This window comes from Pandoraea sp. PE-S2T-3 (assembly GCF_002179965.1).
Taxonomy (GTDB): Bacteria; Pseudomonadota; Gammaproteobacteria; order Burkholderiales; family Burkholderiaceae; genus Pandoraea.
This window is the reverse complement of the sequence record NZ_NGUQ01000037.1, coordinates 246,246-264,249: the sequence shown is the minus strand read 5'-3', so window position 1 is coordinate 264,249 and position 18,004 is coordinate 246,246. Positions and strand designations below refer to the sequence as shown.

The following is an 18,004-nucleotide window of genomic DNA, read 5'->3' as shown; positions in this document are numbered from 1 at the left end:
CAAAGATAGACAGGCACTCCTGTATATGAATTCCCAATGGCGTGAACTTCTGCCGCAAGCGGCAGCCGCATCTTCTTCCGATCCCGATGCGCGTGCGGCGCAGTTTGCAGCACTCCAATCGGGCAGTTTCGCCGCGCTGGCACACGACACGGGCCTCATCGCCGTGACCGGCGCTGACGCCGCGAGCTTCCTGCACGGGCAACTGACCAACGATGTCGAACACCTCAAGCCCGCCCAGGCGCGGCTCACAGGCTATTGTTCGGCCAAGGGGCGGCTGCTCGCCACGTTCCTGATGTGGCGCGACGCCACCGCCGACGCCGACGCCACGATCTATCTGGCCGGCGCCGCTGATGTTCAGGCAGCCGTGCAGAAACGCTTGTCGATGTTCGTGCTGCGGGCAAAAGCCAAGCTGAGCGATGCCACAGCGACGCATGTGCTGCTTCAGGTTGGCGGCCCGGCAGCCGAAGGTGTCCTCTCGCAAACGTTCGCCACGCTGCCCGCAGCGCCGCTCGCGGCGGTGCAAGGCACGCTTGGTGACGCGCCGACGAGCCTGATTCGCCTGCCGGATGCCGGTTCTGCCCGATCGCTGCCCCGCTATCTGTGGAGCGTGCCGGTCACGCAAGCCGCGCAGGTTTGGGCGGCGTTGCAAGCCGCACCGGGACTTGTCGTTGTCGACCCGGACCTGACGGCGTGGCTCGATGTCCATAGCGGCGTGGCCAATGTGGTCACCGCCACGCAAGAACAATTCGTGCCGCAAATGGTGAATTGGGAAGTCGTGGGCGGCGTGAGCTTCCGCAAGGGTTGCTATCCCGGTCAGGAAGTTGTCGCGCGCAGCCAGTATCGCGGCGTCATCAAGCGCCGCTTGCACCTCGCCCATGTGGCCGACGGCAGCGCCGTGCCGGTACCGGCACAGGAACTGGTCGAAGTCAGCGACCCGGATCAACCGTGCGGCATGGTGGTGCAAGCTGCCGCGGCACCGAGCGGTGGCTATGACGTTCTCGTTGAACTGAAACTTGCCGCTCGCGAAGCCGATGACGTTCGGCTTGGCACGGCCGAGGGCCCTGCGCTGCAATTCCGGGCGATGCCATACGAGATCTTCGATCCGACCGAAACGCCTGCCGCGTCGGCGTCGGCAGCGTCCTGAATGGACTGTTACGTCTATTACCGCGTCACACCTGCCAACGCAGAGGCCGCCGCGCAAGCCGTCGTGCGGCTCTTCGCGTTGGTCACGACACGCTTCGGCGTGTCTGCGCGCTTGCAACGGCGGGCAGAAGCGTCCGCCAGCGACGCGCTCACCGGGGCGATGACGTGGATGGAACGGTATGACGACGTTCCGCCAGCGTTTATGGACGCCCTGCCCGCGATGGCGACGCAATGCGGTCTGGCCACGCTCGTCGAGGGTGAGCGCCACGTGGAATGCTTCGAGGACATGCCGGCCCCATGTGCCTGATCGTTTTCTCGTGGCAGCCTGACGCCGACACGCCGCTCGTGCTGCTCGCCAATCGCGACGAGTTTTTCGAGCGCCCCACCGAGCCCATGCATTGGTGGCAGGACCACCCCGATGTGCTGGCTGGGCGCGATCTGCGCGGCGGCGGCACATGGATGGGTATCAACCGTGCGGGACGTTTCGCCGCACTCACGAACTTCCGCGATGGCCGCGCCCCGATGGCGCCGAAAAGCGCGCCGTCGCGTGGCCTGCTGGTCTCGGCCATGCTCGACGCCACATCACTCAACGACGATCTTTCGCGCGTCGAGCGGCATGCACATGAGTACGCGGGCTTCAACCTGCTCGCGGGTGACTTGCCAGCGGGCAAGCTGTTCTGGCTGGGAAATCGGTCCGATCATGTCGGTGGCAAAGGCTCGGCGCCACCGGCAATCCCCGTGGCTGACGCCATTGCGCCCGGCCTCCACGGCCTTTCGAACGCCGTCATCGATACTCCGTGGCCGAAACTGCTCAGTCGTCGCGACGCGCTTGCGAGTGCGCTGTTGCACAACGCCGACGACGATGCGCTATTGCAGATCATGCGCGACCCGGCCGAAGCGCCTGATGACGCCTTACCTGACACCGGCGTCGCGCGGACATGGGAGCGCTCGCTCTCAGCAGCATTCATTGCATCGCCCGCCTACGGAACCCGCTGCACGACGCTACTGCGCTACCACCGTGACGGCCGCGTCGACATAATCGAAGCGACAGTAACCCCCGGGCAGCCGCCCAACGTGCTAACCGGTCGCCGAAATTTCACGTTCAGCGTAAATATCTCGCGCACTTAACGCCCCTCCTCCGTCGTCCGCCCCAACCCGATTTACACGTTTCTCAAATTCGGCATTTAAATTGGGAAACTCGCCGATGCGTGTTGTGGCACTCTGCTTCACTTGGCGACAAGCAATGTTCGGCCGATCTGTCCAGTAGGCATTTTCTGCTTTCCTGCAAAAACGCCACATTCTTCGCCATACGAACATTTCACCGCCTTACATTTGGCTATAATTGCACGCCAAACTTTTTGGGATGCTATGGAAAGCACGACGCGAGACAGCGTCGGCCTTCTCGCCATATCTGGCCATATAGGACTTTGGCCGGGAAAACGCATAAGACGTCACTGGCGCGTGGCATAGCAAAGCGGCAATCGCTTCATTTCCACTTATTAGTCATGCCAGATAACATCGACGCGCAAAAGATGCGTCGCGCGCCGCAATGGACTTCGGGGGAAGTTTGCATTGTGGGATCCTCGCCGGAACAGCCGATCTCCGCATCCGTGGAGGCCGCCGCATTGGCGAGCGCCGTTGCGCGCTGGGACCTACCGGTCCGCCGATGGGCGTACCGCCAAATGGGTGCGGCTTCGGCGGGCAAACCGGACGTCGACGTCATCGATCCAATGCTACGGCGCCGGCTGAGCCCGCTTGCCCGGCTTGCGCTATCGGCCGCCGTGGCATGCGGCCCGTTGCCGCCCGCCTGCCGTGTGGTGTATGCCTCCCAACACGGTGAAATTCAACGAACGACGCAAATGTTAGAGGCGCTCGTGCGCCGCGAGCCGCCATCGCCTACCGCGTTCAGCCTGTCGGTTCTCAATGCCACGCCGGGCGTTCTCAGTATCGCGCGCAACGACCGCTCCGCCATCAATGCTGTCGCGGCGTCCGACGACACGCTCGGCTATGCATTGCTCGACGCATGGACTCAGCACCGCGAAACCCCTGACACGCCGCTACTCGTGATTTTCGCGTTCGACGCACCACCCGCCTGCTATGGCCCCACCGCAGGCCAACCCGACGACAGTGCGAACGCTCTTGCGTTTCTGATCGCATCCGACGCGACGGCCCACCTGACTTGCACGATGCATTTGCCCGTCGGACGCGATACGTGCGCGGAGCCCCGCTCGCAAAGCAGCAGTCTGCTCACGTCGCTGATGGGGGGTGGCAGCGACATCTGGCGCGGCGAGCGTCACGACTGGCAGTGGGAATGGCGGGAGGAGCCTCAGCATGCGTCTGTCTAGCATTTCTCCCCGATGGGAGCCGTTGCGCCGCCAGGCGGCATCGCTGCTGCTATGGTCCTGCTTTGCCGTCGGCGGTCTCGTGTTCTCGCTGATCGTCTTTCCGTCGCTGCTCTTGCTGCCGGTGCCCGTGCGCCGTCGCCGCCGCTACGCGATGGCCATGGTGCATCGTTGTTTTGCATCACTGGTCGCGGCATGCCGTGCTTTGGGCGTCATGCGGTTCGAGATCGAGAATGCCGAGAGACTGCGTCATTTGGGACGCGTCGTCGTGATCGCCAATCACCCGTCGTATCTGGACGTTGCCGTGTTGCTCGCGCTCATGCCGCGTGCGTGCTGCATTGTCACGAGCCGTCACTGGCGCAACCCATTTTTCGCGGGCATCGTGCGCTCGGCCGGCTATCTGCGCAATGACGGCGGCCCTTCTCTGGTCAGCGCCAGCGAGGCCGCGCTGGCCGACAACGTCCCGCTCATCGTCTTTCCCGAAGGCACACGCAGCCCGTCCCGGGGACGGCTCGGGAAGTTCTCGCGCGGCTTCGCGCACATCTCGCTGGCCCATGGCTGCCCGATTCTGCCCGTCCTGATCGACTGCGACCCGCCCGCCTATACGAAACAACACCGCTGGTACTCCGTACCGACCGCACAGCCGACCTTGCGCGTTCGCGTCCTGGATGCAGACCTGAGCCCCGACGTTGCGCTACCGCCCGGCAGCCACGTGCACACCCCGGTCATCCCCGCGCAACGCGACGCCTGCGGCGAAACGAATGGCACACAGATGCCTTTGGCAGCGAGACGTCTGACCACGCTCGCCGAACATTTCTTCATCGATCAGATTTCTCAACATGGCCTCTCTAGAACTTGAGATCAAGCAATTGATCGTCCAGGCGCTTGAACTGGAAGACATCGGCGTGGACGACATCGTCGACGACGTCCCCCTTTTTGGCGACGGCCTCGGCTTGGACTCCATCGACGCACTTGAACTGGGCATTGCCCTGCGCAAGCGCTTTGGTCTGCAAATCGAAGCGAACGATGAGGCAGCGCGCGCGCAGTTCCGCAGCGTTGCCACCCTGGCGCAGTTGTTGCGCGAACGCGGTTGCGCCCAGTAAGGAAACCTTGCGATGAGCACCTTGACATTACCCCTGTCCGACGACGAAATCCTGACGCGTCTGCGTAGCATCCTGCATGACACGTTCGAGATTGCGCCCGAACGCATCACGTTGCAGGCCCATCTGTTCGAGGAGCTGGATCTCGACAGCATCGATGCCGTGGATCTCGCCATCCAGCTCCAACGCATGACCGGCAAACGTATCAAGCCCGAAGAATTCAAGAGCGTGCGCACCGTCGAGGACGTGGTGTCCGCAGTACGTACCTTGCTCAACGACTGACCCGCACGCATGTCCCGACTTCATGCCAACGCCTCAGGATCGCTGCCGCACGCTCCCCAGACGCGCGTGCGCTGGCAATCCGTTATCGCTGCACTCGCCTATCCGTTGCTGATCCTCGTAGGGATCTCGCTGCTGGCGCCGCGCTATCTCGCGTTGCTACTGCTCGTCGGGATATACCTGCGTTACCGTCGCAATCTGAAGTCGCACCGGCTCCTCATGCCTGTCGAATGGGCGGTCGCCGGTGGGCTGGCAGCGCTCGCATGCGCCACAGCGCTGAGCAACAGCGAACTACTGCTGCGCTGCTACCCCGTTGCCGTGAATGCCGGCATGGGACTGACGTTCGCCATGTCATTGCGCTCCCCCATGCCCATGGTCGAGCGCATTGCCCGGTTGCATCAACCCGATTTGCCGACGGACGCCACGCCTTATCTGCGCAACGTCACGCGCGTATGGATCGTCTTCTTCGTCTTCAACGGCGCCGTCGCGCTCGCCACGGCACTTTGGGCATCGCGAGAGATTTGGTCGCTCTATAACGGTGGAATCGCCTACGTGCTGATCGGATTACTGTTTGCGGCCGAATGGCTTTGGCGTCGTCGCATGCTTGCGAAACAAGCCTGCGCAGACGCTCGGAACACCCAACATCCGGGGCCGTCGGCATGAATGGCATGAGCGTCATGAGTGAGCGCGTCGCCAACGCGTCACCGGCCAGTGCCGTCACCCCGCAAGCCATCGACTGCACGCCGCTGGCCGAGATGTTGTGCCAGCCGCGCGCACCATCGCTCGTCGTATGCGTGGACGGCCGTTCGTCCGCAGACGACGCCGCGCCGCTGACAGCGCACGCGTGGCATGCCCGAGTTCAGTCGCTGCGGGCGGCATTTTCGGCACGTCCAGCACAACGGCTCGCGCTATGTCTGGACGATCCGTTCGACATAAGCTGTGCCCTCTTCGCTGCATGGGCGGCGGGCAGAACGCCCGTCGTGCTGCCCAACGCCCTGCCCCAGACGCGCCGAGACTTTGCTTTCGCCTTCGACGAAGCCATCGATACGGACATGCTGGCGCGCGATTCGGCATGCCGAGACGCCGCGACCGTCGCGATGAATCACGACGCGCCGGAAGCCCGCAACGCGCTCCCCTCGTCGTGCCAGTTGCTCATTTACACGTCGGGCAGCAGCGGCGAGCCGAAGGCCATCACGAAAACGCTGGCACAGCTCGACGGCGAGGTGCAGGCGCTTCACCGGCACTGGGGCACGCAGCTTCAGAACGCTCTGGTGGTCGCGAGCGTGCCGTGCCATCACATTTATGGTCTGTGGTTTCGCGTGCTGTGGCCGTTGGCCGCAGGGATTCCATTCGCTCGACACACTTTTGCGGAACCTTCGCAAGCCCGTGCGTGGCGCACTTGGCCAGCCGTGGTGTGGATCGCAGGCCCCGCACAGTTGACACGTTGGCCGGCATTGCTTTGCGACGGCGTCTGGCCCGACGCGCCCCGCCTCACGTTCTCATCCGGTGGCCCGTTGCCCGCTGATGCCGCACGCCAGTGCGCCGAACTCGTTCGGGCCACAGGTGCACGAGCAGCCGCAGGCGATGCCTGGGCACCAGTGGAGGTCTTCGGCAGTACCGAAACCGGTGGCATCGCATGGCGCCAACAGGACCGCATGTCGCACTGGACACCGTTCGATGACACGACGGTGCGAGTCTCTGACCATGGCGCATTGGAAATCTGCTCGCCGCGCGTCAATGACGGGCGTTGGTGGCCGACCGACGACGGCGCCATCGTGAACGCCGACGGCTCGTTCACCATGACGGGCCGGCTCGACCGCACCGTGAAGATCGAGGGCAAGCGAGTCTCGCTACCGGCGGTGGAGGCGGCGCTCTTGCGCCACGAATGGGTCGACGACGCAGCAGCCGTCGTAATCGCCGGCCGCCTTGCCGCCGCCGTCGCACTGAGCCACGCCGGCCGACGCGCCTGGCGCGAACAATCGCTGGGGACCGTTCGCGCCGTCATGCGCGACGCGCTGGCCCAGACGTTCGATGCGACCGTACTCCCGAGACGCTGGCGTTTTCCCGCAGCCCTTCCCCTGAATGAACGAGGCAAGCGCGCGACGTCCGACGTTGCCGCGCTCTTTGCGCCGGCATCGCCGTGGATGCCGTCGGTAATGGGTGTTCGGTTGAACTACGCGAACGACTCTGACGCCCCCGGCACGCCGTCGGATAACCCGCAGGCTGTGGTGCTGTCCTTGCGAGTGCCGCCCGATCTGGCACATTTCGAGGGTCACTTCCCGGGACTTCCGCTACTGCCCGGTGTCGTTCTGATCGACTGGGCCAGCCGGTTCGCCGCGGAACACGCGGCGCGCGACCCCGCGCTGCGTGCATGGGTGAGCACGCCGAGCACGTTGCAGCAAGTCAAATTCTCCGCACCGGTACTGCCGGGGACACGGTTCGATCTCACGCTGACGTACGATGCTGCCCGTCGTCGCGTGCACTACGCCTACGAAGGAATACGCGGCATGGCCGCCACCGGCTATCTCGCCTATGCCGCCGGAGACGTGTCGCAATGACGACACGCCTTGACTCCCCGCCGCTGCACGACGGCTTTGTGCCCTGCGTCCTGATTCCGGTGTACAACCACCCGGCCCATATCGCACGCATCGTCGAGACGTTGCTTGCACGAGGCCTGCCGGTGCTGCTGATCGACGACGGCAGCGATGCGCCAACGCGCGCCGTACTTGATGCCATTCATGGCGCACATCCCCGGACGGTTACGCTTGAACGCCTGCCGCACAATCTCGGCAAAGGCGGCGCCGTCTCTTATGGGTTACGCGTCGCGCATGCACTCGGCTACACGCACGCACTGCAAGTCGACGCGGACGGTCAGCACGATCTCTCGGATGTCCCCGCTTTTTTCGATGACGCCAGGCAGCGCCCCGACGCCGTGATCTGCGGAACACCACGTTACGACGCTTCGGTGCCCAAGGGGCGTTTGTACGGACGCTACATCACGCACTTCTGGGTGTGGATCGAGACGTTGTCGTTCGATATCGCCGATTCGATGTGCGGGTTCCGTGTGTATCCGCTTGCGGCCACCGCTGCCCTGCTGGCACGGCACCGGCCGCCGCCGCGCATGGCGTTCGACACGGACATTCTGGTGCGCCTGTATTGGCGGGGTGTGCCAGTCCAGAATCGGCGAACACGCGTGGTCTATCCGGACAACGGGGTATCGCACTTTCAAATGTTCCGCGACAACGCCGGCATTTCTTGGATGCATACGCGACTTGTTTGCGCGATGCTGCCCCGCATACCGACGCTGTTACTGAGAAAACTGCGCCGTACAGAGACATTGCCAACGCCCGCCTCGCTCGCTGCGCCCGGCGCTACGGCCGCCCTGTCATGGTGGCGCCGCCCCGAACGCGGCAGCCTGCTGGGCATGAACCTTCTGGCGTTTGCCTGTCGCTGGTTCGGCTTGCGTACGGCGCGCGCTTGCCTGATTCCCGTGGCGGCTTACTTTGCGCTGAAAGACACGCAAGCCTGCGCCGCCTCGCGCGACTATCAACAGCGGCTTGGCGTGGCAGCCCCCGAACTCGGCTGGGCGGTCCCGACGCGCTGGCGCACTTTCCAGCATCTTCTTGCATTCGCCAACGCCGCACTGGATAAATTCGCCGCCTGGCGCGGGCTGCTCGGTGAGCGCCACGTCCGGGTAGAGGACGATGCCACGCTCGACGCGGCCGCCAACGATGCCCGTGGCGCGCTTGTCATCGGCTCGCATCTCGGCAATCTGGAGATGACACGCGCGCTCGCACGTTCGCGGGGCATTGATCGTATTCATGCGGTCGTCTACACCCGCCACGCCCAGCGCTTCCGTTCGATGCTCGCCGGGTCAAATCAGGCCTTTGCGGAAAACTTGATCGAGGTGGACGACATTGGCCCGGCCACCGCCATCATGCTGCGCGAGCGCGTCGATCGTGGCGACTGGCTCGTCATCGTGGGAGACCGCGTGCCGTCCGCCGACGGTGGCCGTGTCGTACAGGCCCCCTTCTTTGGCGAATCCGCCCCCTTTGCACAAGGCCCGTTCATTCTGGCAGCGTTGCTCGAATGTCCGGTGTATCTGCTCTTCTGCCTGCGCGACAAAGCGTCTTACCGGCTGTATTTCGAACGGTTCGCCGACACCGTCGAATTGCCTCGGGCCAGACGCGAAGCCGCATTGCGCAGCTACGCCGAACGCTACGCACGTCGGCTTGAGCACTACTGCCGGCAATACCCGATGCAGTGGTTCAACTTTTTCGATTTCTGGCAAGGCAAGCCGCCACCGTCATGATGGAACTCCCGATTTCACTCTCCGGCCCCGCTGACGGCGTCGGCAATCCCGTACGCCACGCGGTCCACGACGACCGCCTCGAAGACACCACGGGCCGAACCCACGCTTCGCCCGTGGTGTTCGGTCAAGGGCGCTTGACGATCGAGGACATTCTGGCGCTGGCGCATCGCACCCGCGTCGCAAGGTTGTCGAACGACACTACGTGGCAAGACCGCATTCGTCGCAGCGTGAACGCGCTGCAAGCGCACCTCGCGGCCGGGCGCCCCGTCTACGGCGTGACCACCGGCTACGGCGACGCCTGTGTCGTCGACGTCCCCGCATCGCTTATCGAAGCGCTGCCCGCCCAGCTCACCCGTTACCACGGCTGCGGCATGGGGGAATGGCTCGACGACGACGCCGTACGTGCCGTGCTCGCATGCCGTCTGGCATCGCTGGCTCAGGGGTACTCGGCCGTCCGTCCGGAACTGCTGGAGGCACTCGTCCATCTGCTCGCGCACGACGTGCTACCGCGCATTCCAGCAGAAGGCTCGGTCGGCGCAAGCGGCGACCTCACGCCGCTGTCGTACGTTGCGGCAACGCTCATCGGCGAGCGCGACGTCATGTATCGCGGCCGCCTTTGCGCCGCCGCAGAGGCCTTGTCGGCGTCCGGCGGCGCGCCGATCCGGTTGGCCCCGAAAGAAGGCCTTGCGCTCATGAACGGCACGGCGGTCATGACGGCATTGGCCAGTCTCGCGTTCGCGCGGAGCCGGTCGCTGGCACGACTGGCGTCCCGTCTGAGCGCACTCACGACCGTCGCGCTCGATGGCCGCGCCGCACACTTCCATCCCACGCTTTTCGACGCGAAGCCGCACGAAGGGCAACGCGACGCCGCCCGTTGGATCCGCGAGGATCTGGCCGGCCGCACAGAGCCCCCGGAAGCGCGGCTTCAGGACCGCTACTCGCTTCGATGTGCGCCGCATGTGGTCGGCGTGCTCGTCGACGCGCTCAGTTGGGTGCGTCGCGATGTCGAAAACGAGATCAACAGCGCCAACGACAATCCGCTCATCGACCCGGACACCGGTGAGGTGCATCACGGCGGCAACTTCTATGGCGGGCACATCGCATTCGCCATGGATAGCCTGAAGACAGCCGTCGCCAACATCGCCGATTTGATGGATCGCCAGTTGGCGCTGCTCGTGGACGACAAGTTCAACAACGGCCTGCCCCGCAATCTCAGCGGCGCAACGGGGCCTCGGGCACCGATCAACCACGGCTTCAAGGCCGTGCAGATCGGCGCGTCGGCGTGGACGGCCGAGGCACTCAAGCACACCATGCCGGCCAGTGTGTTCTCGCGCTCCACCGAGTCGCATAACCAAGACAAGGTCAGCATGGGGACGATCGCCGCGCGCGATTGTCTGCGCGTGCTGATGCTGACCGAGCAGGTTGCCGCAGCGCACACGCTCGCCGTGGCGCAAGCGGTGAAGCTGCGCGAACGCCTCTCGCCCGGCGGCACGGCGCTGCCCGACACGTTGCGTCAGTGGCTCGATGCCGTTGCCGCACAGTCGCCATTCGTCGACGAAGACCGTGCGCTTGAACACGAGTTGCGTGCCGTACGGGCGTGGATTGCCGAAGGAGCGGACCTGCCCCATGACGACTGATACCCTCACCTGCCGGCCGGAAAAGGCGCCCTGGCTCGTCGCCACGGCCGACGTCGATATTCCCTTCCATGACGTCGATGTGATGCAAGTGGCGTGGCACGGCCATTACGTCAAATACTTCGAACTCGCTCGTTGCGCGTTGCTGCGCCGGTTCGACTATGACTACCCGCAAATGCAGGCGTCCGGCTACCTGTGGCCGGTCGTCGAGTGCCATCTCAAATACGTTCGCCCGGCGCGTTACGGACAGCGTGTGCGTGTGAGCGCATCGCTGACCGAATACGAAAACCGGTTGCGCATTGCTTACGAGATTCACGACATCGCCACCGCAGAGCGCATCACCAAGGGGTACACCGTGCAAGTCGCCGTCGACGCGCGCAACGGCGAACTCCAATTCGTGAGCCCACCCGTGGTCGTTGAGAAGCTGGAGGCCGCATGGGCAGCCGGCTGATCTGGCGCGCGGCAGGCGCGCTGCTGAGTGTCGTGTTCACTTTCATCGGGGTGGCTTCGGCGACTGCGGCCATGGCGGCTGAGTCCGTCGCAGCACAGGAATCGGCCGCAGCCGATCTGACGTTGCTCAAGCGCATTCTTGCGCAGATAGGTGCCTATCCCGTGGTGCATGCCGATTTCCTCCAGACGCGTACGTCGGCTTTGCTGTCGGCGCCCGCCCTCACCCGAGGGTCGCTGGTGTTCGTGCGTGAGCGAGGTGTGGTGTGGCAAGTGCGCTCGCCTCAGGCGCAAGGCTATGTCTACGGCCGGCAGCGCAGCGCACGTCTCGATGCCGATGGCAACGTGCTGTCGCTCGATACGCAACCGTCAGGGGTCACGCAGCAGATCAACGAATGGGCGAATGCGTTCATGCACGGCGATACCAGCGGGCTGGCTTCACAGTTCTCCGTGGCCGTCACGGGGACGGTGAACCGTTGGCAGATCGTGCTGACACCGTCGCAGCCGCAGATCGCTCAGGTGATGCGGCGCCTCACGCTCAACGGCGATACCGTCGTACGCGGCGTCACACTCGAGACCCGGCGCGGTGAGTCTATTCGCTGGCAGTTCGAGAAAGTGCGGACAGGCGAAGCGCTCGACTCGAACGAACAACGCTTGCTGCGAACGGTCGAATGAACGCACGCACCCGGGCATTTCGCCGCACGCTCGCCTTTGCCTTCACGGCGGGCGTCCTGCTGCTGGGCATCTGGCTGATAGCGGTGCGCCACCTGCCACTCCAGACCAACGTGCTTTCGTTGTTGCCGGCAACGGAGCGCAATCCGCTTGCCGAGCAGGCCGTCGACCATCTCGCCGGAAGCGTGAGCGACCGCATCGTGGTGTTGATCGGTGCCGCGGATGCAACCTCAGCGCGCGCGGCAGCAGCCCGTCTCGATGCAATGGCACGGACCAATGACGCCTTTTCCAGCGTACAAGGCAAAATCCCACCGTTCGATCCGGCATTCCTCTCGAATTTCTACCTGCCTCACCGCTTTCAACTCCTCTCCCATGAGGACCGGGCCGCGCTCGAGGCACAGCTTCGCCGCAGTCCGTCCGACGCCACGGCCCCGTCCTCGTTGTCGTCGCTTTCGTTGGCAAACTCACCGTTTGGCATGACAGACGCTGCCGATGACCCCTTCGGCTGGCTCGACCGCTGGCTTATGCGCCTGCCGTTCGGTCAGCTACGCATGTTGCCCGACGCCGGTTGGCTGAGCGCCCGTCACGACGACAAAACGTGGGTGCTCCTGCTGCTGCAAACGCGTGGCGCCGCGTTCGACAGCGATGTTCAGCAACGCGTCATTCGATTCTTCAATGCGGCGCAATCACAAATCGTCGACGCGTCCCCGGGCGTGGAGATGCTGCGCAGTGGCGCTGTGTTTCACGCCGCTGGCGCGAGAGCGCAGGCCGAGATGGAACTGCACCGGATCGGCATCGTTGCAACCTTGGGCATCGCACTGTTGACGCTCTGGGCCTTCCGTTCGGGCCGCTTGCTCGCCATGGGACTGGCGACCGTAGCCTTCGGCACCCTGTGCGCGGCCGTCGCCACGCTGGTGATCTTCGGCGAGTTGCACCTGCTCACTCTCGTATTCGGCGCAGCCCTGATTGGCGAGACGGTCGACTACGCGATCCAGTACTTTGTCGGGGTCGGCGGGCTGAATCGCGATGCCGCCCAGCGAACCTTGCCCGTCATCCGCCCGGCGCTGCGTATTGCGCTCGCGACCAGCGTGCTGGGCTACGCAATTCTCGGTGCGGTGCCGTTCCCGGCATTGCGCCAGATCGCCGTCTTCGCGCTCGCCGGACTTCTCTCGTCATACGCATTTGTCGTATGGGCATTGCCTGCCTTCCTTCCCCGCGACGTACCGCCCCTTCGCGCGCCGGTCATCCGGCTGGCACAACGTTGGCTTCGCGTCTGGGGCGCGGCGCTCGCCGGACGGCAAGGCACAGTGGTCGGATGTCTGATCCTGCTGGCGTGCCTGCCCGGATGGTGGCGGCTGGGTGCTGACGACGATATTCGCCGACTGATTTCCCGTGAACCGGCGCTGGTCGCACAAGAACAAGCGATCGCGCGGATCACCGGCATCGATGGCGCGACGCAGTTCTGGCTGGTGCAGGCCGACAGCGAGGAAGCGCTGCTACGTCGCGAGGAGCAGCTTGGCGCACGCCTCGATCAGGCGGCCGCAGGCAAGAACGCGCCCTTCAGCGGCTGGACGGGCGTGTCACAGTTCGTCCCCTCGGTGCAGCGGCAACTCGACAATCGCGCCTTGTACGGCGCTGCCCGCTTCGACTCGCCCGGCACACTGGCCGCCGCCATGACGCGCGCCGGGTTCCGGGCTGAATTCGCACGGCAATACGCCAATGCGTTTGCCACCGAGGGCGACACGCCGCCGCTTCGCGTCGCCGACTGGCTGGCCTGGCCCGGCGCGACCCCCTACCGCATGCTCTGGTTAGGACAAGTCGACACCTCATCCTCGTCACTGAGCGGCCCGGCGAACGCCGTGGGATACGCAAGCCTCGTACGACCACAGGGACTGCGCGACAGTGCGGCGGCCGCGCGTGTGGCGGTTGGCTTGCCCGGCGTGACCTATGTTGATAAAGCCGCGTCCATTTCCGGCCTGTTCGCGCGTTACCGGCATGCGAGCGGCCTATGGTTCGCCGCAGCACTCGTGGTGGTCGCTGTCTTGCTCGCCCGTCGATACGGATGGCGCGGCGCCATCGCCACGCTCATGCCTACGTTGCTCGCGACCGCCGTGGTTTTCGCGACGTTCGGCTACCTCGGCCTGCCACTCACCTTATTCGCACAGATGGGTCTGATGCTCGTGCTCGGCGTCGGCGTGAACTACGCCATCTTTCTGCGCGAAGGCGAATTGCGCGCGGGTGAAGATGAACGAATGGCCGCGATCGCCGTAGCCGGCACGCTGATGTCGGCGGCCACCACGTTGCTGTCGTTCGGTCTGCTCGCTTTCAGCGGCATGCCAAGCCTGCACGCGTTCGGTCTGACCTTGACGATCGGCATTGCCCTCTCACTTTTGCTCGCACCCTACAGCTTGCGTTTTCCGGAGTTGCGTTCATGAAGCCCGCTGTCTACCTCCACGCGCTCGGCATGATCAATGCGCTGGGCCATGATTTGCCCGGTATCGCCGAACGTCTGTTTGCCGGTGATACGACAGGCATGCAACCTCGCGAAAACTGGCACGCCGCAGGTACGGCGCCGGCCCCTGTGGTCGGTGCGGTGCGGCTCGCCGATCACGAACTGCCTCGGATTCCAGAACGGTTAAAACGCTACGACTGCCGCAACAATCGGTTTTTGGTCGCGGCAGCAGAACCCTTGCGTGCCGTGCTTGCACAACACATTCAACGCCATGGCGCGACGCGCATCGGCGTGGTCATCGGCACGAGCACCTCGGGTATCGCCGAAGGCGAGGCGGCCCTGTGCTCGCTTGCGGCCAACGGCGCGTTGCCGGACAACTATCACTACATCCAGCAGGCACTCGGCGCCCCCGCGCAATTTGTCGCCGAGTTGCTCGGGATTCGCGGCCCCGCCTACGCGATTTCGACGGCCTGCACGTCGAGTGCGAAGGCATTCGGAGCGGCACGGCGCCTCATCGACAGCGGCGTGTGCGATGCCGTGGTAACCGGGGGCGCGGACGCGCTCTGCGCGCTCACGCTCGGCGGCTTCGGCGCGCTTGAGTCGCTATCGCAAGGCCTGTCGCGCCCGATGAGCCGTCACCGCGATGGCATCAACATCGGCGAAGGCGCGATGCTCTGCCTGATGTCGCGTACGCCGGGGAACATCGTTTTTTCCGGCATTGGCGATTCGAGCGACGCCCATCACATTTCGGCACCGGCCCCCGACGGCGCGGGTGCCATCGAAGCAATTCGCAGCGCCCTGCGCGACGCGGGTCTTGCCCCCTCGCAAATCGAGTACGTGCATCTGCATGCGACCGGCACCCCGAAAAACGACATTATGGAAAGTCTCGCCACCCATACCTGTTTCGACGCGTCGCCGTGGGTAAGCGGCACCAAACCCATGACAGGACACCTGCTCGGTGCCGCAGGTGCGACGGGCATCGGCATTTGCTGGCTCACGCTGGAAGGCGATGGCCGATTGCCACCGCATCTCTGGGACGGTGCCACTGACCCGGCGCTCAGCCCGTTGCGGCTCACCACGCGCGGCACCACCCTCGGCCGACCGCCCCACCATGTGATGACAAACGCGTACGCATTCGGCGGCAACAACGCCAGTGTGATTCTCTCGCGCGCGGAGGCCCTTCGATGACGACGTCAACTCACTGGCCGCCCATCGAGACCTTGCTGCCACACCGTCCGCCCATGCTGCTGATCGACGCCGTGTGCCAATACGACCCCGAGTCGATCAGCGTTCAGGCAACGCCCGACGCGCAAGCGTGGTACGCCGACGGGAACGGCAACATGCCTGTGCACATCGTGATCGAACTCATGGCTCAGGCGATTGCCGCGCACGAAGCGCTGACGCGCCGTAACAGCGGGCTCCCACCGGCCCCCGGGGTGCTGCTCGGCACGCGCCGGCTCGAAACGAGCGTCACGTCGCTGTGCGCAGGCGTTCCCCTTCTGGTGCATGCGGCCTGCGTGTTACGCGACGACACCGGCAACGGCGCCTACGACTGCCGTGTGGACGTCGACGGTGAGACCGTGGCCAACGCGACGATCAAGGTTCACCAACCGACCGATTTTTCTGCCTTTTTGTTGGAGCATCTATCATGACCCGACGTGTTCTCGTCACCGGTAGCAGCCGGGGCATCGGGCGGGCGATTGCCCTGCGTCTCGCTCGGGACGGCTTTGCCGTTACCGTCCATTGTCGCGAACAGGTCGCCCCCGGCGAAGCCACCGTCGCCGACATCCGCGCTGCGGGCGGCATCGCCCATCTCGTGCAATTCGACGTGCGCGACAGGCAGGTCTGCCGCGAGATGCTCGAAGCCGATGTTGCCGAACGTGGTGCCTATTACGGCATCGTTTGTGGCGCCGGCATTACGCGCGACAACGCCTTCCCTGCCCTGTCCGACGACGATTGGGACAGCGTTCTCGACACCAGCCTCGATGGCTTCTTCAATGTCGTTCACCCGCTCTCCATGCCGATGGTTCGCCTGCGTGCTGGCGGACGCATTGTCACCGTAGCCTCTGTCTCCGGCGTCATGGGCAATCGTGGCCAGGTGAATTACAGCGCCGCCAAGGCGGGTTTGATCGGCGCCAGCAAGGCGCTGGCCGCCGAGCTCGCATCGCGCCGAATTACCGTGAACTGTGTCGCTCCGGGGCTGGTAGACACGGGCATGCTCGAAGGCGTGGCGCTGGACGAAGCGTTGCGCATGGTGCCGATGAACCGCGTAGGCACACCCGACGAGGTTGCGCACGTGGTGTCGTTCCTGATGTCGGATGGAGCAAGCTATGTGACCCGTCAAGTGATCGGTGTCAACGGAGGGATCATCTGATGACGCGTGTTGTCGTAACCGGATACGGCGGTATCACAGCGCTGGGCAGCCGCTGGGAGGACATCGAGGGTGCGCTGCGCGCAGGCCGGAACGCCGTGCGTCGCATGCCCGAGTGGGATTACTTCGAGATGCTCAACGGACGCCTCGCCTGTCCCGTCGAAGACTTCGCGCCGCCGCCCCACTGGCCGCGCAAACAACTACGCTCCATGGGGCGTGTCGCCCAACTCTCACTTCGGGCAACGGAACACGCCCTCGCCCACGCCGCGCTTGACGTGACGGCTGGCGATCCTGGCGACATCGGTGTGGCTTACGGATCGTCGTCCGGCAGCATCGCTCCCATTCAGGCGTTCGGCGTGATGGTCGAGACCGGATCAATGGCGGGAGTGACATCGACGAGCTATATCCAGATGATGCCGCACACCACCGCCGTCAATATCGGTGTGCACTTCGGACTGCAAGGGCGGATCATTCCCACCTCAAGCGCTTGCACCTCCGGCAGTCAGGCGATCGGATACGCGTACGAGGCCATTCGCTTTGGCCGCACGAAAGTGATGCTCGCGGGCGGCGCCGAGGAATTGTCTGGCCCCGGCAGTGCGGTGTTCGACACGCTCTACGCGACGAGCACGCGCAACGACGAACCGAAGCTTACGCCGCGCCCGTTCGATGCCGCACGCGACGGCCTCGTGGTCGGTGAAGGGGCGGCCACTCTGGTACTCGAATCGCTCGACCACGCGCGAGCGCGTGGCGCCACGATTCTGGCGGAAATCATCGGGTTCGGATGCAATACCGACGGCAATCACGTCACGCAACCCACCGCTGCCACCATGGCGCGCGCCATGCAACTGGCGCTGAACGACGCCGGACTGGCACCGCACGCCATCGACTACATCAGCGCACATGGCACGGCGACGGACCGGGGCGATATTGCCGAGAGCGAAGCCACGGCCAGCATCTTCGGAGGCACCGTGCCGATCAGCGCCATGAAGAGCTATCTCGGTCACACGCTTGGCGCATGCGGTGCTATCGAAGCCTGGTGGGCCATCGAAATGATGCGCCGCGACTGGTTTGCCGGCACGCTCAATCTCGATAGTCCGGACCCGGCTTGCGCCTCGCTCGATCACATCGCGGGAGCCGATGGCCGGCAACTGGAAACGCAGCGAATCATGAGCAACAACTTTGCGTTCGGTGGCATCAACACGTCGCTGATCTTTCAGCGATTTGTGGATTGACAGGGTTGGATTTTTCAGCA

Annotated in this window: 18 protein-coding genes; all 18 read left to right on the top strand. The window is 64.6% G+C overall.

The features are described 5' to 3' along the window. Positions 1 to 25 precede the first annotated feature (25 nt). The 18 genes from ygfZ to CDV46_RS23400 all read left to right on the top strand — a co-directional run bounded on the left by ygfZ (position 26) and on the right by CDV46_RS23400 (position 17,984). Positions 26 to 1,144 (top strand): CAF17-like 4Fe-4S cluster assembly/insertion protein YgfZ, encoded by a 1,119-nt coding sequence (gene ygfZ / locus CDV46_RS23485; RefSeq protein ID WP_087725313.1) that lies wholly within the window; start codon positions 26 to 28, stop codon positions 1,142 to 1,144. Beyond that, on the top strand, positions 1,145 to 1,450 hold the full coding sequence (locus CDV46_RS23480; protein WP_087725312.1) for a DUF4936 family protein: 306 nt from the start codon (positions 1,145 to 1,147) through the stop codon (positions 1,448 to 1,450). Next, positions 1,441 to 2,271: an NRDE family protein gene (locus CDV46_RS23475; RefSeq protein ID WP_176399170.1), complete on the top strand. Its 831-nt coding sequence runs from the start codon at positions 1,441 to 1,443 to the stop codon at positions 2,269 to 2,271. The genes CDV46_RS23480 and CDV46_RS23475 overlap by 10 nt, the downstream gene beginning before the upstream one ends. A 377-nt stretch (positions 2,272 to 2,648) precedes the next feature. After that, entirely contained in the window at positions 2,649 to 3,488 is an 840-nt protein-coding gene (locus CDV46_RS23470) for a beta-ketoacyl synthase chain length factor (RefSeq protein ID WP_087687850.1), read from the top strand. Then, entirely contained in the window at positions 3,475 to 4,344 is an 870-nt protein-coding gene (locus CDV46_RS23465; RefSeq protein WP_087725308.1) for a lysophospholipid acyltransferase family protein, read from the top strand. Before CDV46_RS23470 ends, CDV46_RS23465 begins: the two co-directional genes overlap by 14 nt. Further along, positions 4,325 to 4,588: a phosphopantetheine-binding protein gene (locus CDV46_RS23460; RefSeq protein WP_087687852.1), complete on the top strand. Its 264-nt coding sequence runs from the start codon at positions 4,325 to 4,327 to the stop codon at positions 4,586 to 4,588. The genes CDV46_RS23465 and CDV46_RS23460 overlap by 20 nt, the downstream gene beginning before the upstream one ends. Before the next feature lie 33 nt (positions 4,589 to 4,621). Then, on the top strand, positions 4,622 to 4,867 hold the full coding sequence (locus tag CDV46_RS23455) for an acyl carrier protein (protein WP_087688006.1): 246 nt from the start codon (positions 4,622 to 4,624) through the stop codon (positions 4,865 to 4,867). 9 nt (positions 4,868 to 4,876) lie between these two features. Beyond that, positions 4,877 to 5,527: a hypothetical protein gene (locus tag CDV46_RS23450; protein ID WP_217896763.1), complete on the top strand. Its 651-nt coding sequence runs from the start codon at positions 4,877 to 4,879 to the stop codon at positions 5,525 to 5,527. A gap of 5 nt (positions 5,528 to 5,532) precedes the next feature. Continuing rightward, positions 5,533 to 7,422 (top strand): AMP-binding protein, encoded by a 1,890-nt coding sequence (locus CDV46_RS23445; protein WP_176399169.1) that lies wholly within the window; start codon positions 5,533 to 5,535, stop codon positions 7,420 to 7,422. After that, entirely contained in the window at positions 7,419 to 9,176 is a 1,758-nt protein-coding gene (locus CDV46_RS23440; RefSeq protein ID WP_087725302.1) for a glycosyltransferase family 2 protein, read from the top strand. The genes CDV46_RS23445 and CDV46_RS23440 overlap by 4 nt, the downstream gene beginning before the upstream one ends. After that, the gene (locus tag CDV46_RS23435) at positions 9,173 to 10,813 is read left to right on the top strand and encodes an HAL/PAL/TAL family ammonia-lyase (protein WP_254916191.1); all 1,641 of its coding nucleotides are present in this window, start codon (positions 9,173 to 9,175) and stop codon (positions 10,811 to 10,813) included. Before CDV46_RS23440 ends, CDV46_RS23435 begins: the two co-directional genes overlap by 4 nt. Continuing rightward, positions 10,803 to 11,261 (top strand): acyl-CoA thioesterase, encoded by a 459-nt coding sequence (locus tag CDV46_RS23430; RefSeq protein WP_087687856.1) that lies wholly within the window; start codon positions 10,803 to 10,805, stop codon positions 11,259 to 11,261. Before CDV46_RS23435 ends, CDV46_RS23430 begins: the two co-directional genes overlap by 11 nt. Further along, positions 11,246 to 11,932, top strand: coding sequence for a LolA family protein (locus CDV46_RS23425; RefSeq protein WP_087725298.1), 687 nt, complete (start codon positions 11,246 to 11,248; stop codon positions 11,930 to 11,932). The genes CDV46_RS23430 and CDV46_RS23425 overlap by 16 nt, the downstream gene beginning before the upstream one ends. Next, positions 11,929 to 14,364 (top strand): MMPL family transporter, encoded by a 2,436-nt coding sequence (locus CDV46_RS23420; protein ID WP_087725296.1) that lies wholly within the window; start codon positions 11,929 to 11,931, stop codon positions 14,362 to 14,364. Before CDV46_RS23425 ends, CDV46_RS23420 begins: the two co-directional genes overlap by 4 nt. Further along, positions 14,361 to 15,569, top strand: coding sequence for a beta-ketoacyl-ACP synthase (locus CDV46_RS23415; protein WP_087725293.1), 1,209 nt, complete (start codon positions 14,361 to 14,363; stop codon positions 15,567 to 15,569). The genes CDV46_RS23420 and CDV46_RS23415 overlap by 4 nt, the downstream gene beginning before the upstream one ends. Next, on the top strand, positions 15,566 to 16,033 hold the full coding sequence (locus CDV46_RS23410; RefSeq protein WP_087687860.1) for an ApeP family dehydratase: 468 nt from the start codon (positions 15,566 to 15,568) through the stop codon (positions 16,031 to 16,033). Before CDV46_RS23415 ends, CDV46_RS23410 begins: the two co-directional genes overlap by 4 nt. After that, positions 16,030 to 16,755 carry a 3-ketoacyl-ACP reductase FabG2 gene (locus CDV46_RS23405; protein WP_087687861.1) on the top strand — a complete coding sequence of 242 codons (726 nt, stop codon included), beginning with the start codon at positions 16,030 to 16,032 and terminating at the stop codon, positions 16,753 to 16,755. Before CDV46_RS23410 ends, CDV46_RS23405 begins: the two co-directional genes overlap by 4 nt. Next, complete coding sequence (locus CDV46_RS23400; RefSeq protein ID WP_087687862.1) at positions 16,755 to 17,984, top strand: beta-ketoacyl-ACP synthase; 1,230 nt, start codon at positions 16,755 to 16,757, stop codon at positions 17,982 to 17,984. The genes CDV46_RS23405 and CDV46_RS23400 overlap by 1 nt, the downstream gene beginning before the upstream one ends. The last annotated feature ends 20 nt before the right edge of the window (positions 17,985 to 18,004 follow it).